We start from the raw sequence: 13,685 nt of genomic DNA, 5'->3' as shown, positions 1-13,685 counted from the left end.
GTCCGCCGCCGGATCCGGCGGGAGGTGGCGAGTCCTTTTGTTCTTCAGCACCCGCCGGGCCCTCATGTCCCCGGCCGCCGCTGCCACCTGGAACAGCCCCGTTTGCGCTCCCGTAGAGTCAGTCGAAGATGCGCTCCACCCGGTAAATCGGCTTTGATTCGACCTTCTGGTAAACGCGTACGACAAAATCCCCGAGCACGCCCAGCACCAGAAACTCCACCCCGACGATCAGGAGCATGAAGACAGGCAGGCCCAACCCGAGGGCGCTGATCCTCTCATATCCCAAGGCCAGAGAGGCGGCCAGGTAGACAAACCCCAGCATGAGGCTCAGAGAAGCCAGGAGGCAGCCCCCGATAGCCACCCGCTGAAAGACGCGCCTCGAAAAATTCGTCAGGAAATCGAAGAAGAGGTCGATCAGATCCAGCATGCCGTAACGTGAGGTTCCCTTTACACGGGGATAATGGGCAACCGGGATCTCGGCGATCCGCGAAGCGAGTCGGGTCGCAAGCGGCTTCAGATAGCGCTGCATATCACCATACTCACGCATTTGAACGGCGATTTCCGACCGCAGGGCATTCAAGGGACAACCGTAATCCTTCAGTTTCTTTTTGGTAACGATGTTGAGCAGGCGGGTAAACAGATAGGACGGCAGTTGACGAAGCCAAACGGAATCCGTTCTAGCACCCCGGATCCCGCTGACAAAATCACACCCTTCTTCAATCTTCTCGACAAGCTTCAGGATGTCTGCAGGCTCATTCTGAAGATCCGCATCGAAGGTCACCAGAATCCGTCCGGACGCAGCCGCAAAACCGGCGATCGTCGCCGGGTGCTGGCCAAAATTGCGGGCCAGCTTGACGATCTTTATGGGAACGCCGCCGGTGGACGATGCCTTGAAGGCCTTCAAAATCTCCAGGCTCCGGTCCCGGCTCCCGTCATCCACAAAAACCAGTTCGCACTGGTACCGCGCCCCGCTGAGGACCCCCATCATCCGGTCCAGAAGGTAGGGAAGGCCTTCCTCTTCGTTCAAAACGGGGATCACCACTGAAATATCCATAAGGCTGCTCTCCGATGCCGCCGTGCCTGCGCTCTCGGCCGCGGCATTTCGTCTATTACCACGCTCGGGCACTCTCCCTAGTCTCTATCGGGAAATGATTTCCCGGTACAACCCAGTTTCCAATCCGGAAATGAGGATTTTTTGCCAATATCAAGAAAATCAAGCGTTTGCGCTGAAGCGACCTGTAGGTCGCCGCACAATCAAACGTGCAGATTGACGCTGAGATTGGCAAAAAAGACCATTTCCGGATGGAAACTCCCTCGGCGTTACATCATCGGGATGATCGCTTCCTATGCCTTCACAGCCCTGAGCCGCCGGGCAGAACCAGTCAAACCTCGCCCCGAATCCCCGCCCGAGCGCCACGCCTGCTTTTAACAGAATGTTCCTGCTCCTGCCAGGGAAAAATCCCGATTTACAGCGGGCCGGGGATAACGGCGCATGCGCAATCCAGGATGGTGCACTCCGTCATTCTGGACACCTTCACTTTGATGATCGAATCCCCGTCCAATGCAATTGTCTTCGTGGATGTTCAATGCTATGGTTCAGTTCTTGCCGGGCGCGTGCGCCGCCTCCGCGGAAGGCCCCCCGGTGCTGTGCAAGCCCATCCGGAAAGGAGGAATGCCCCTCTCGTCATCCTCCATCCCGACACAAGGGCTTTTGTCAAGGATCCAAGAAACCCCGGATCAGGATGAAGGACCATGGATAAGACCGATCATCGGCCCAAACCACTGCAGAAGCTGTTCCCCGTTCCAAAGGCAAACCCCGCCCCGAGGCCGGGCAAAGGCTCTTCCTTCCTCTCCCTGCCGGACTGGGACCGCGTGGCTGCTTCGATCGGCGAGAGCCTCGGCAAACCCGATTTCGACTACTTCCGGAACGACAAGCTCGATAGTTACGGGACCTTCTATTTCGCCGATATCGCCCCTGCCCCCATGGTCCTCGATGTCGGATGCGGCCCCGGGCACTTCATGCTCTTCGCCGCCCGGAAGGGGGCCAAAGTAACCGGCCTGGACGCCTCTGCAGGCATGCTCCAGCTCACCCGTCAGCGCCTCGAATCTGCGGACCTGGAAGGGCTCCTGCTTCAAACGGACCTCGATGCCGGCCTGCCCTTCAAGGAAGGAGCCTTCGATATGGTGGTCTGTGAATCGGTGTTGAACCACATCGGACGGCCGGGCGCCGTCCTCGAAGAGATCTTCCGCGTTCTGAAAAAGGGAGGCACTTTCGTTTTGGACGTCTCCAACGCCTGGGGTCTTCCATGGCGCATGGCCATCCGAGTCGCCCAACTGACAGGCAGCTACCCGAAAGGCCGCATCCATTGGCTGCCCCCCCGGCGCACCGAACGCCTGGTCGAGGCCGCCGGATTCCGGATCCGCGGGACCCGCGGGCTGCACCTCATTCCACCGCCTCGCTTCACCTCGATCGGCTTCCGCTCGAGGTCGCTTCTGCCGCCCGCCGCAGGTCAGCGGTTGGAACGTCTTTTCTACCACCTCAATCAAACGCTCGAGCAGTCGGCCCCATTCAAACGCTTCTGCTTCAAATACTTGATCAAATCCCAAAAACCCTGAGCATCTCACCTTGTTTTCCACTGGACAACAGCCGCAGGATCCTCCACCGGCGGACAGACCCTGCACCACGGGAAACACCTTGCGGTTTTCGGCTCCGGGCATTAGACTTTTTGGATCGGTTAAGAAGGGGAGGAACAGCAGGATCTGTGAATCGACTTTGCGGTTTCATCGAACGAACCGGGCCTGGGCCGAACGGCCTGGTCCTCGAAGCACTGAAACATTCCATTGCGGGGAACCGTCCTTCACAGGATTTTCCCGGCGATCGCTGGGGGATATCCCTTGTCGAGCGCCGGCCCGAAACAGCGCAGCCCGGTGCCCTGCAGGAATGCTTTTTGCGGCAGGGTCCCTTGGCCTGTGTTTTCGTCGGCGACCTTCACAATGCTTCAAACCTTCGCAACGCCTTGGGCGCTGCACACACGGCCCACGCTCCGGTCGAAATGGTCCTGGAGGCCTATCGTCGATTCGGACCCAGCGCCTACACTCTGCTGGAGGGGGCCTTTGTCCTTTTTCTCGAAGACCGCACCAAAGGCCTTTACATCCTGGCACGCGACAAGCTGGGCGCGGCTCCGCTCTACTTTCACGCCAACGACGACCGGCTCCTGTTTGCGTCCGACCTCGGACCGCTCCTCGATTCAGGTCTGATCCAGCTCGAACCGGACACCAAGACCCTGGCTGATTATCTCACCTTCCAGTTCCCGCTGGGGCACCGGACCTTCTTCTCCGGCATCCGGGCCTTGCCCCCTGGAACCCTCTGCCTGATTCAAGATGGAACACTGCACATCGAGAAGGCGTGGCGCTTCGCATGGCAGCCCCTGGAAGAGGCCGAGACCCTTTATCGGGACCGCCTGCGCCGCACCCTCGACGCGGCGGTGCGTGACACCGACACCCTGCCTCACCCCGTCAGCCACCTGAGCGGCGGGCTCGACAGCAGCATTCTCGCCCTTCTTCTTTCGAAACGCCACCCCGCGCTCGAGACCTTCGCAGGCGTCTACCCCTACGGCCCCGCCTACGACGAAAGCCTCTTCGCTTCAAAAGTCGCTGCGCACTGTAGCCTCCACCACACGGACATCTACCCCGGGCCTGAGGACGTGATCCGCCTCCTGCCGGATATGGTCGCAAAGCTCCATGAACCGGTGAGCGACGTCGCCTTTTCCCGCTATACCGTGGCGCAGGCCGCTCGGAACTGTGCACCCGCCGCCCAGGCGGTCTTCTGCGGACAGGGCGCCGACGAATTTTTCGGCGGGTACGCCTTCTATCAGGATTTCCTCAACGACCGATACGCGGGCGGCCTCCCGCAGCAGGCCCATCAGCGGCGGCGCCTATTTTCCCCCGAGCAGCTGCGCGCCATCATGCAACCCGGAAATTACACGCGCCTTTTCGGGACCTACGATCCCTTGGCCGTTTACCGGCTGTCCTTCGGCAACAGCGGCCCGATCCTCGACCGGGCAGCCGCGGCCGACATCAGCGGCTTTCTCCCTTACTGGCTCCAGATCGAAAATCGCATCAACGACGCCGTCGATCTCCAGCCCCGCTTTCCCTTCCTGCACCATGAGGTGCGGGATCTCGCGGCGCAGATCCCCGCTCACCTGAAGATCCGGGACGGCGCCGGCAAATGGATCCTCCGGCAAGCCTTCCGCGAAGACCTGCCGGAAGACGTTCTGGACCACGTCAAGATCGGTTTTCGAACCCCCTCGGGGATCTGGTTCAAAGACGCGCTTTTCGACTTCGCCTGCGATGCCCTTTTCGGGCCGAACCCGGGGCGCATCCCTGGCCTCGACCTCTTCGAGCCCGCCGCCGTCAAAGACATGCTCGAGACCAACCGCGAGGGGCGGGCGAACCTCGGCTGGCAGATCTGGACCATCCTTCTCTTCAAGCTCTGGTTCGACCATTATTTCGGGGGAAAACCGTGCGCGTAGCCATCCTCCAACCCGGATATCTTCCCTGGATCGGTTATTTCGACCAGATGAACCAGGTCGATCTCTTTGTTCACGCCACCGATCTCCAATACACCCGCCAGGACTGGCGCAGCCGGAACCGCATCAAGACCCGCACCGGGTGGCAGTGGCTTACGGTCCCCGTGCATTCCAAAGGAAATTTCTTCGCCCCCATTCATACCATCCGCGTCAACAACACCACTCCTTGGGCCCGCAAGCACTTGAATCTCATTCGCGAACATTACCGAACCGCCCCCTTTTTCGACCAGTATTTTCCCCTCTTCCAGGAAGCCCTTAGCCACACATGGGAGTATCTACTCGATCTCGACCTTTATTTTATCGATCTATTCAAGAATCTGCTTCAAATCACCACGCACTGCATCGACATCCGCGACCTGCCCCTTCCTCAACCACTTGACCGCGTAGAGCGAATCATCCAAACCTGCCTGCATCTTCAGGCAACCTTTTACCTCTCAGGAGACGCGGCCAGAAATTATCTCGACGAAGCCTTTTTCTCCCCACACAAAATCACTTTGCAATTTCACGACATGCCACACCCCGTTTATCCTCAACTCCATGGGCCCTTCATCTCCCACCTCTCCGCGATCGATCTTCTCTTCAACTGCGGCCCGGAAAGCCCCTCCTATCTTCCATCCGCCGCAGCCCGTCCACCGCTTGGAACCAACACTCCCAACCAATAATGTCCCTTTCCCCGTCCTTCTCATACCCCTGTAACGTAGCCCTCCCCCGCCCACACCGCAATCCTCGATATTTTTCTCTCGAGCCATCTACGCCAACCCGATCAGCCCCTCTCAAGGCCGGTAAAAACATCTTGACAAACAACGTCCTCCTGAATTATGCTCCGATGAGTCTTTTTAGGTCTTTTAAATAGCTGGTTTTTGGCGCGCGGCGCGCAAAAATGCTTGACATCTGCGCGTTCCGTGCGATAATTCCCCAAAATGCCCATCAGACGCAGCAATTTCAAACCTAGACGCAGAAGGGAGGTGATGAAGTCAACGGTTCTGGAAGGAAGACCCGCTTGTGTGCTTATTGTTTTTCGTCCGTTTGAAATCTTTTAAGGAGGTAAAGAGATGAAAAAGATTTTTTATTGTTTCCTCGTTTTACTGCTGGCCGTCGGTTTCGCAGCGGGGAACGCCATGGCGACCTCGTACGATCCGATCGGGAAGGCCGGTGGATACATGATCCCGCCTCCCACCCCCATGCTCTGGAACCATGGAAACATGGGTGACGCCCTGTTCGGCGAGCTCTATCGCGGCGTCAACATCGACGAGGTCGGGGCTCTCAACTTCGTCACCTTCTTCACCATCGAGAATACGTCCAACTACTGGGTCGCCGCCCACGTGCGGCTGCGCGCAGGACGGTACAGCATCGAAGTCAAAGACTTCCCGATCCTGCTCAGCCCCAAGGACGTCTTCTGGATGCAGTATCAGCCCGTGTTCGAGAACGGCGAGCTGGTTGACATCGTTCTGTGGAGTGCGGACACCAAGACGCTCAAGTACAGCGGTCTGGTCCCCTGGGCTGCAGCGGACAACGCCACCTGGACCAAGTCCCTCGACACCGGCCTTCTGAACCAGTTCACCATTATGAAGGAAACCTATGGCTGGACGGACGAAGCCGACCTCTGGCTCGAGACGACCCAGGGCCACGTGGAAGTCTTCGGCCTCTTCGCCTTCAGCGCATCCCCTGCGGCCGTTCAGGGAAACACCGTGCAGTCCCTCATGGGTAAGCTGTATGGGAAGATGGCGGCGTTGAATGCACAAAACTGCACCGAAGCCTACGACAACGCGTGGGTCGAAGTCGACTACAACGGATACACGGTGATCCCCTTCTCTGACGTGCAGAACTACCTCATGGGCCAGGTTTACCTGGGCGATTTCTCGAACGGCGTTTACATGGGCTACCCCATGCGCGCCATCCAGAACTTCCGCGCCGGGTGCACCGATATGACCTTCGATGAGGACGGCTTCCCGGAATTGGATGACAACCAAGGCCCTGTCCATCGCGACGATATCATCCGCGGCTGGATTTCGCCTCCCGGAATCATCGTTTACAGCGGCTATGAGGATGATCCTGCTTACACCGACCCCGACTGGGCCACGAGCTTCGGTCCGACCTGGAATGACGGCGACGACTGGGTCCACGACGGTCACCGGTCCGATGCCATCGAGGACCTCTATGTTCAGTCTTACAGCCTCGATGAAGTCGACGATGCGATCATCAAGAGCGACATCTGGGGCACGTACTTCAACAACACCAATAGCAAAACCTACACCATGGCTGCTGTCACCTTCCCCACCAAGTACCTGCATCAGTTCTATGATATCCTGAGCGGGTTGCAGGGCGGCGTTGGTCAGTCCGCCATCTACAGCTACCTCAAGGGCTCCGTCGGCGCCTGGCCCGTTGGACTTGCCTCCAATGCCCAGAACGTCCGTCAACGCCTTGACGTGGCCGAGTACTCCCTGATGATGGCCATCCGCTTCGGTCTCTGGGACTGGAATGAGCTTCCCTGCAGGCCCGACGGATCGCCCTTCCCGAACATTCAATTCCCGTGGGAAGTGACCCTGGTCCCGATCGGTGCCGCTTCGCAGGATATGCTCGAGAAGTTCTGCTTCCTGACCCTGAACACCTCCGATGATTGCATCGACGCACCTGCAGCCATGTTCCCGGGCGGCTTGTTCCACATGTTCAACATTGTTGCCTCCGGCGGTGACCCGCGTAACTTCGACTATGGCTATGGCTATTCCGAGGATTACCTCCAGATGAGGGAAGCCATCGATACGAAGGGGCCCACCATGCTTTGGCTGAACAGCCCCGAAGCGATCCCCGCCTCGGTTCTGATCATGGATTTCAACTTTGAAAATTATGATCACTCCAGGGCCGTGGATCCCTCTTGGGACAACCCCGGATGTAGCGGTGCCACGGCGGGCCAATAGGCCGGATTCCCTTTGAGTTAACCTTCGTGCGTGTGCCCTGGCTCATCTCGATTTGACAGGGTGCACGCTCCACCAAGCTTCAAGTTGAATCGTTATGTAGCGTTGAAGCAAACGAGCCTCTCAGTGGCAAAACCGAGAGGCTCGTTTCTTTTATCCTCGTTTGTTCATCTCATGGAGGTCATCTTGGCGGATCGTTTTTCGTTGTCTTCTATAAGAGAGAGGCAGCCTTCACTTCAATCGGCCCAATGCAGGCGGCACATCCATCTTTTTGTCATTTGTTTGTTGATGCCCCTGCTTTTTGCTTGCTGCAAAGAACCCCGCGTCGACACCTCCAGCCCGGAGGCCCTCTCGGCCCGTGCCTCTGAATACTGGCAGCATCGGATCAGCGCCGATTTTGAAAAGACCTATGCTATGGAGGATCCCGAGTCCTTAAAAGGGGCCTCTCTTTCCCAGTACATTCGCTCCTTCGGGTCAGCTGCGAAATGGAAGGAGGCAGTGGTCCACTCTGTAAAGCTTGCGGAGGATCCGGTCAAAGCGCTCGTGACGATGAAAATCCGGTACTCGTGGGTATTTTCCAATACACGTGAGGCTGAACCTCCCACGATCGAAAGTCAGTTGGTCGATAACTGGATCCTGCGAGACGACGTCTGGTACCATGTCTTCAAGTGGCCATTCGGGAATATCCCCGAAGCCCAGAACCCCTCCAGCAACGGCTCCGGCGGATCGGGTAGCATACCTGCCGACCCTGCCCCTCCCAGTCAGCCGGCACCTGCAGGTGACAGCCCCAAACCATGATCCCATTTTCCTGCAGTTTTCGACAAGGGCTGCTTTTTTCGTAAACCCTGCGATGGCCCTTTGCTGGCTGCAGCGGACCTCGGCATGTCCCGAAGCGTTTTTTCCAATCACCCGTTGACTTTTCGGTGTGATCGATGCTTCATCCGGTGATCGATGGATTACTCAGCCCTTTACCAGCGCCTTTCAAGAGCCTACGGAGCGTTGTGCCGTATGCTCCCTGGACGCTATGCACCGCCGCCGCTGCAGGTTTACGTCGAGCTGACCTATCGCTGCAACCTCTCCTGCCTGTTTTGCCAATTCAGGGAGGGCTCTGCCGAGTCTTCCCCCAGCCTCGAATGGTCCTCTCGGCAATTCGAAGAGCCTCTCAAAGCGGTGCCGCCTGGCGCCCTTATCTCCTTTTCCGGGGGGGAGCCGACGCTCAAGCCCGGTTTTCTAGATCTCCTTACCGTCACATCCAAGCGACACCGGACCCATATTTTTACCAACGGCACGCGCCTCGATCGCTCGACCGCTAAGCGCCTGGTCGATCTCGGTGCCCCCGGGATTCTCCATAACGGTCTTGTCCTCGTTGGAATCTCGTTCGAGGGTTTGAAGAAGACTCACAACCAGATGGTGGATCGTTCCTGGGCCTTCGACCGCACGCTTTCCGGGATTCGGAATCTCCTGGAGGAACGGAAGCGGCGCGGAAAGCGTTTCCCCCTGATCGAGATCAAGGCCGTGCTCACCCATGAGAACCTGGGTGAAATCGAGGCGCTGTTTCGGCTTGCCAAAGACCTCGGGGCCGACCTTTTCAACCCGATGGCCATGAACATGATGCCCCACCTCGGGCGCATCGAGGGCGTCAGCCCCTCTGCGTGGGTGACCCCGCCGCCGGTCGAGCCCCTGCCGCGCACGGAGTTGGAGGCTACCCTCGAATCCATTTTTCTGCAGGCAGGGCCGATCCAGATCCGGACCACCCCCCAGGGACTCGGTCCGAAGGACTTCGCCGACTACTACAACGGGGCCTTTCCCCTGCAGGACTACACCTGCTCCTTCCCCTGGCACGGCATGACCCTGACGGCGTACGGTGACATCTACATCTGTCCTTATCTCAAGGTGGGAAATCTGCGGGAGGACAACTGGAGGGATGCACGCAACAACCGGAGGGCCAGGGCCTTTAGAAAGGCCCTCAGCAGCCGGGGGGTCTTCCCCGGCTGCCTCGGGTGCTGCTCACTGGTGCGGCGCTGAGTGCGCCGGCCCGCGTTGGGCTTAATGGCCGAAGCGCTCGGTCACGTGGCGGACCTTTTCCCTGAATTCGGTGGTCACGATGTCCACATCTTCGTCATTGATGATGACCCGCGGGGTGATGAGGATGATGAGTTCGGTCTTCTCGAGGCTCTCCGTACCCGTTCCCGTCAGGTAGCGGAGCACCGGCGCGTTGATCAGGCAAGGGACCCCGGAGAAAGACTTCCCTTCCCTGTCTTTGATCAAGCCCCCGATGACGAGCGTCTGCCCGTCCCTGACCGTCAGGGTCGTGTTGACCGTCCGCTTGAAGAAGGACGGGTAGCTCTGGCCCGCCACCTTCACGTCCTCGCTCTGGTCGCTCACCTCCTGGTTGATTTCCATCGTCACCAGACCGCGCTCGTTAATGTGGGGCGTCACGGTCAGGATGACACCGGTGTCCCGGTACTGGATGCTGGTCTCGGTCACCGGATCCGTACTGGAGCTGTACCGGTATGAGGAACTCGCGACAGGAATCTCACGAGAGACGTCCATGCGCGCCTCCTTGTTGTCGGAGGCGAGCACATGGGGACTCGAGAGGACGTTCACCTTGTTCTTGGATGCCAGGGCATTCAGCTCGGCGTACCACTTCTCCGTTACCCCGAGCGAGTATTTCAGGCCCGAAGCACCGAGCGTGGCGGCGAAAGAGGTCGGTTTCCCGATGACCGCACTCCCGAAGGACCACTCGACCCCGAGCTGATCGTTCTTGTCCAGCGTGATCTCGGCGATCGTCGCCTCGATCAGCACCTGGCGCGGCAGGATGTCGAGCTTTTTCAGGATCTCGTCGATGACCCGGTAATCCGACGGGACCGCGTCGATGATCAAGGCGTTGCGGATCTCATCGGCCGTGATGGTCACATCGTCCTTCAAAGTCCCTCCGTTGCTTTTCTCCCCTTTGCTCAACGTGGCGCTCGTGGTCCCCTTGGAAGTCGTCGAGCTCGTGCTGCCCCCCGTCTCCCTCGTGCTGCCGGTCTCCCTTGTGCTCCCTGTCTCCCGCGTGCTGCCGAACGAGCTGCTGCTGCCGAACGAGCTGGTCCGGTCCTCCCCGTCTCGATCGCGGAAGGAATTTTCGCCGAAAGGGTTCCGCGAGTAAGAGCTGCCGGTCGACTTTCTGCTCGTCCCCGTGGACTGCCCGCCGACGCTTCCGCCCTCGCCGCTGAAGACGTTCTCGAGGATCTCCGCCAGGTTGGAAGCCTCGCCGTTCTTCACATAATACACATAAATCTTGTGGACAACCTCCTCGGAGGCGACATCCAGCTCCGCGATGAAGCTCTCGATCCTAGGGAAGACATCCGGGGTGGAGCTCACCACCATCAGCAGGTTGAGGCTCGAAATGGCGATGAACTTCATCGGCAGATTTTCGCGCGCCCCGTAGGCGGTAAAGATATCCTCCAGGATGCCGCCCATATCCTCCGGGACCATGTGCTTCAGGGGATAGATACGATAGTGGACATTGTCGAAGATGTTGATGTCGAAGACATCCACCAGGCGGAGGATTTTATTGATATTGAGGCTCTTGTCCACGACGACCAGCGTGTTGCTCCCGGGGTGGGAGAGGATCACGCCGTTGGCCGATACGAAGGGCGTCAACAGCTTCGTCATCTCGTCGGGAGAAATGAACTGCAGAGGGATGAGCTGGATGATGATGCGCTCCCCCGCTGCCCCGATCTCCGCGGCCCGTCCGAAGCGGGATACCACCGGCAGGCGCGAGGCGTCCTTCAGCGGAAGGATCTTGTAGATATCCCCCTCTTTCACCGCCGCCAGGCCGTTGATGTCCAGGATCTGATTGAAAATAGGGAAGAGGTCCGCCTTGCTGAGGCCTTTGGCGGTGTGGATGGTCACCTTTCCGCGCACCTCCGGCCCAACGATATAGCTGATGTCGAGAAGGTCTCCGACCGTCTTGATCACCTCATAGATATCGGCGTCATCGAAATTGAAGACCACCTCGCTGCCCCCGTCTCTCTTCACAGGCGCAGCCGGGTCAAAGATGGTCCCTTCTTCCAGCCGTCTAGTCTTCGCAGCGGCAGGCGAGCCCCCGCCCCCCCTGACGGTCCGTGGTGGGACCCCGGAGCCCTTCGGCTCAACCGCGCCGTCGATCTCCGTTACAGATGTGGCATAGCTCTTGCGGGATCGGGCTTCTGCCGCTGCGGCGCCGGGGCCTTCAAGCGACGTGGCGGGAGCCGTCTTTTCGGCGACAGACCCTTCGCCGCCCGCCATTCCGCCTTGTTCCACAGTCTTTCCCAACGGGGGCGTGACACAGCCGCCCGTAAGAAGAAGGAGGGACACAGCCAACCCACCGATCATGGTTGCAGACAGCAGCCTTTTTTTCATCAATTGACCCTCAGAAGTTTCTCTCTTATGTTGGCAGGAAGTTCTCGGACCGGTGCCTCGGGCGGGGTTTCCAGGCCCCTGGCCGGGGCGGACGACTCCGTTGAATTCGGAGCCGGTGGACTCGCCGCTGGGGCGGTCGGCCCCGGCGTGCCTGGAACCGGCGCGCCTACAGGCGGAGCCTGCGGGGCGGAGCGGGGCTGCGCCTCCTGAGACCCGGCCGGGACCGGCTGCGCCGGCTCGCCGGGCTTCACCTCCACGATGATCGGCGCTGCCTTCTTCTCCTTCACCTCCTCGCGCTCCTTCGGCTTACCCGTATCATAGAGGAATACCTCATAACGGCCGGCCGACGCGTCGGTCAGGACAATACGGTCCGGCAGGATCTCGGATACCGTAAACATGTCCACACTCTCCCCTACTTTCACCCAGTTCCGCTCCAACTGCTGCGCCCCCCGCCGTTGCCGCTTGTATTGCGCCATACGGAGCTGCCGCGGATCGAGGCCCATCTCTTCGAGCGCAGCCGGGCACTGGAGCAGGGCCGCTTTGTAATCGTCCACAATCACCACCCCGTATAGGCTTATCTCTTTCAGGATCTCCTCTGCGCTCCGCTGCATGCGCGGGTCAACCTTCTCCTCGGGCCCCTTATTCTCCTCCGGCGCCTCTTCCTCCGGTTCCGCCCGGTCGGCCGCAAACAGGTTCTTCACAGCCACAAGCTCGTACTCCGCTTCGGAAGCGACCTCTTTCTGAAACGCCTTCGGAAGGGGGGCCTCCGGTCCACCAGAAGAGGGGTCTCCTTCACGCTCCCGGACAACCTCCTGACGTCCATTCACCCAGACGGCGTACGTTTTCAGCCCCAGGAACAACAAGGCAAGCATCAGGAACAGATTGACCATCCATATTTTTTTCAGCATAACTCGAGGCCACCCTCAGAGGGTCCCAACCAGTGTACCCAGTTTCCATCCGGAAATGGTCTTTTTTGCCAATCTCGGCGTCAATCTGCGCATTTGCTTGTGCGGCGACCTACAGGTCGCCTCCGCGCAAACGCTTGATTTCCTTGATATTAGCAAACAATCCTCATTTCCGGATTGGAAACTTTGCCGCGCTGGATGCTCTTTTCCGGATGTACACTACCTAAAAATCGCAGCGGCCGGCTGACTCGGGAAGCCGCGCCGAATCTACGGGAGCTGAAACCAACGATTCCAACCGATGTAAAAGAAATCATCCTACCAAGGAAAAAACAGCTAACTTCTCCTCATTAGACCAACAACGGTCACATCTCCCTGAATTTGATCCACTCTACCACGCCGAACAACGTTAATCCGCACTTTCTGCACTGTCAAGTATTTTGGCGAACTTTCGATCTGATACAGGATCTCCTTCAACTGCCGGATGCCGCAGTTCACCGTGAACTCGACAGGAACACTCATGTAAGGCAGGCCTTCGACGGGCTCGGCCTTGAGGACCCTGACCGTTTTGGTCTGCACCTTGCTCCGATCCGCGATGCCATTCAGGATATTCTGGATATCGGCGGCCGCAAGAGACGGCGTCGTTCCCTTCAAAAGCCCCGCCTCCATCCGACCAAGCATCTTTCGCAGGTTCTCGATGCGGACGTTCAGATCTTCCCCTGATTCGACCACCTTCCGGTACTTCCGCAAGGTCAGTTCCCGAGCGCCGATCTCCTCGCTCCGGTCGAACACGCCGCTCAGGGAGGGATAGAAGCGGAAAAGAACCCCCCCGAGAAGCGCCAGGGCACCGCACATCACCATGATTCTGGTTCTTTTGCTCCATTCCAATCGCA

At 58.9% G+C, this 13,685-nt stretch carries 12 protein-coding genes; 7 read left to right on the top strand and 5 right to left on the bottom strand.

All coding sequences use genetic code 11. The features are described 5' to 3' along the window. Positions 1–118: 118 nt before the first annotated feature. Positions 119–1,054 (bottom strand): glycosyltransferase, encoded by a 936-nt coding sequence (locus ACZ500_RS22415; protein ID WP_464229640.1) that lies wholly within the window; start codon positions 1,052–1,054, stop codon positions 119–121. 77 nt (positions 1,055–1,131) lie between these two features. Beyond that, positions 1,132–1,254, bottom strand: a complete 123-nt coding sequence (locus tag ACZ500_RS22410) for a hypothetical protein (RefSeq protein ID WP_464229639.1) — start codon at positions 1,252–1,254, stop codon at positions 1,132–1,134. 498 nt (positions 1,255–1,752) lie between these two features. Between ACZ500_RS22410 and ACZ500_RS22405 the strand changes: the two genes are divergently transcribed. From ACZ500_RS22405 to ACZ500_RS22380, 6 genes are all read left to right on the top strand, one after another. Further along, positions 1,753–2,616 (top strand): class I SAM-dependent methyltransferase, encoded by an 864-nt coding sequence (locus ACZ500_RS22405; protein WP_464229638.1) that lies wholly within the window; start codon positions 1,753–1,755, stop codon positions 2,614–2,616. Between the two features lie 146 nt (positions 2,617–2,762). Further along, entirely contained in the window at positions 2,763–4,532 is a 1,770-nt protein-coding gene (locus ACZ500_RS22400; RefSeq protein WP_464229637.1) for an asparagine synthetase B family protein, read from the top strand. Next, positions 4,523–5,251, top strand: coding sequence for a WbqC family protein (locus ACZ500_RS22395; RefSeq protein WP_464229636.1), 729 nt, complete (start codon positions 4,523–4,525; stop codon positions 5,249–5,251). The genes ACZ500_RS22400 and ACZ500_RS22395 overlap by 10 nt, the downstream gene beginning before the upstream one ends. A gap of 390 nt (positions 5,252–5,641) precedes the next feature. Next, the gene (locus ACZ500_RS22390) at positions 5,642–7,504 is read left to right on the top strand and encodes a hypothetical protein (RefSeq protein WP_464229635.1); all 1,863 of its coding nucleotides are present in this window, start codon (positions 5,642–5,644) and stop codon (positions 7,502–7,504) included. 183 nt (positions 7,505–7,687) lie between these two features. Beyond that, positions 7,688–8,299: a hypothetical protein gene (locus ACZ500_RS22385; protein WP_464229634.1), complete on the top strand. Its 612-nt coding sequence runs from the start codon at positions 7,688–7,690 to the stop codon at positions 8,297–8,299. 153 nt (positions 8,300–8,452) lie between these two features. Then, positions 8,453–9,526 (top strand): radical SAM protein, encoded by a 1,074-nt coding sequence (locus tag ACZ500_RS22380; protein WP_464229633.1) that lies wholly within the window; start codon positions 8,453–8,455, stop codon positions 9,524–9,526. A gap of 21 nt (positions 9,527–9,547) precedes the next feature. On the opposite strand, the gene gspD is transcribed toward ACZ500_RS22380, so the two are convergent. Further along, positions 9,548–11,890, bottom strand: a complete 2,343-nt coding sequence (gene gspD, locus ACZ500_RS22375; protein WP_464229632.1) for a type II secretion system secretin GspD — start codon at positions 11,888–11,890, stop codon at positions 9,548–9,550. Next, on the bottom strand, positions 11,890–12,798 hold the full coding sequence (locus tag ACZ500_RS22370) for a hypothetical protein (protein WP_464229631.1): 909 nt from the start codon (positions 12,796–12,798) through the stop codon (positions 11,890–11,892). Before ACZ500_RS22370 ends, gspD begins: the two co-directional genes overlap by 1 nt. Before the next feature lie 55 nt (positions 12,799–12,853). On the opposite strand from ACZ500_RS22370, the gene ACZ500_RS22365 reads away from it, so the two are divergent. Next, positions 12,854–13,042, top strand: coding sequence for a hypothetical protein (locus ACZ500_RS22365; RefSeq protein WP_464229630.1), 189 nt, complete (start codon positions 12,854–12,856; stop codon positions 13,040–13,042). An 86-nt stretch (positions 13,043–13,128) separates the two neighbouring features. Here ACZ500_RS22365 and gspM read toward each other — a convergent pair whose 3' ends face one another. Continuing rightward, positions 13,129–13,680, bottom strand: a complete 552-nt coding sequence (gspM, locus tag ACZ500_RS22360; RefSeq protein WP_464229629.1) for a type II secretion system protein GspM — start codon at positions 13,678–13,680, stop codon at positions 13,129–13,131. Between the last annotated feature and the right edge of the window lie 5 nt (positions 13,681–13,685).

It is taken from the genome of Desulfatiglans parachlorophenolica, from assembly GCF_055394735.1.
This window is presented reverse-complemented; position numbering and strand designations above follow the sequence as displayed.

Bases quoted from the DNA above. Each gene is read 5' to 3' on its own strand.
- ACZ500_RS22415 (WP_464229640.1), bottom strand. From the start codon at position 1,054: ATGGATATTTCAGTGGTGATCCCCGTTTTGAACGAAGAGGAAGGCCTT.
- ACZ500_RS22405 (WP_464229638.1), top strand. From the start codon at position 1,753: ATGGATAAGACCGATCATCGGCCCAAACCACTGCAGAAGCTGTTCCCC.
- ACZ500_RS22390 (WP_464229635.1), top strand. From the start codon at position 5,642: ATGAAAAAGATTTTTTATTGTTTCCTCGTTTTACTGCTGGCCGTCGGT.
- ACZ500_RS22380 (WP_464229633.1), top strand. From the start codon at position 8,453: ATGGATTACTCAGCCCTTTACCAGCGCCTTTCAAGAGCCTACGGAGCG.
- gspD (WP_464229632.1), bottom strand. From the start codon at position 11,890: ATGAAAAAAAGGCTGCTGTCTGCAACCATGATCGGTGGGTTGGCTGTG.
- ACZ500_RS22370 (WP_464229631.1), bottom strand. From the start codon at position 12,798: ATGCTGAAAAAAATATGGATGGTCAATCTGTTCCTGATGCTTGCCTTG.
- ACZ500_RS22365 (WP_464229630.1), top strand. From the start codon at position 12,854: ATGGTCTTTTTTGCCAATCTCGGCGTCAATCTGCGCATTTGCTTGTGC.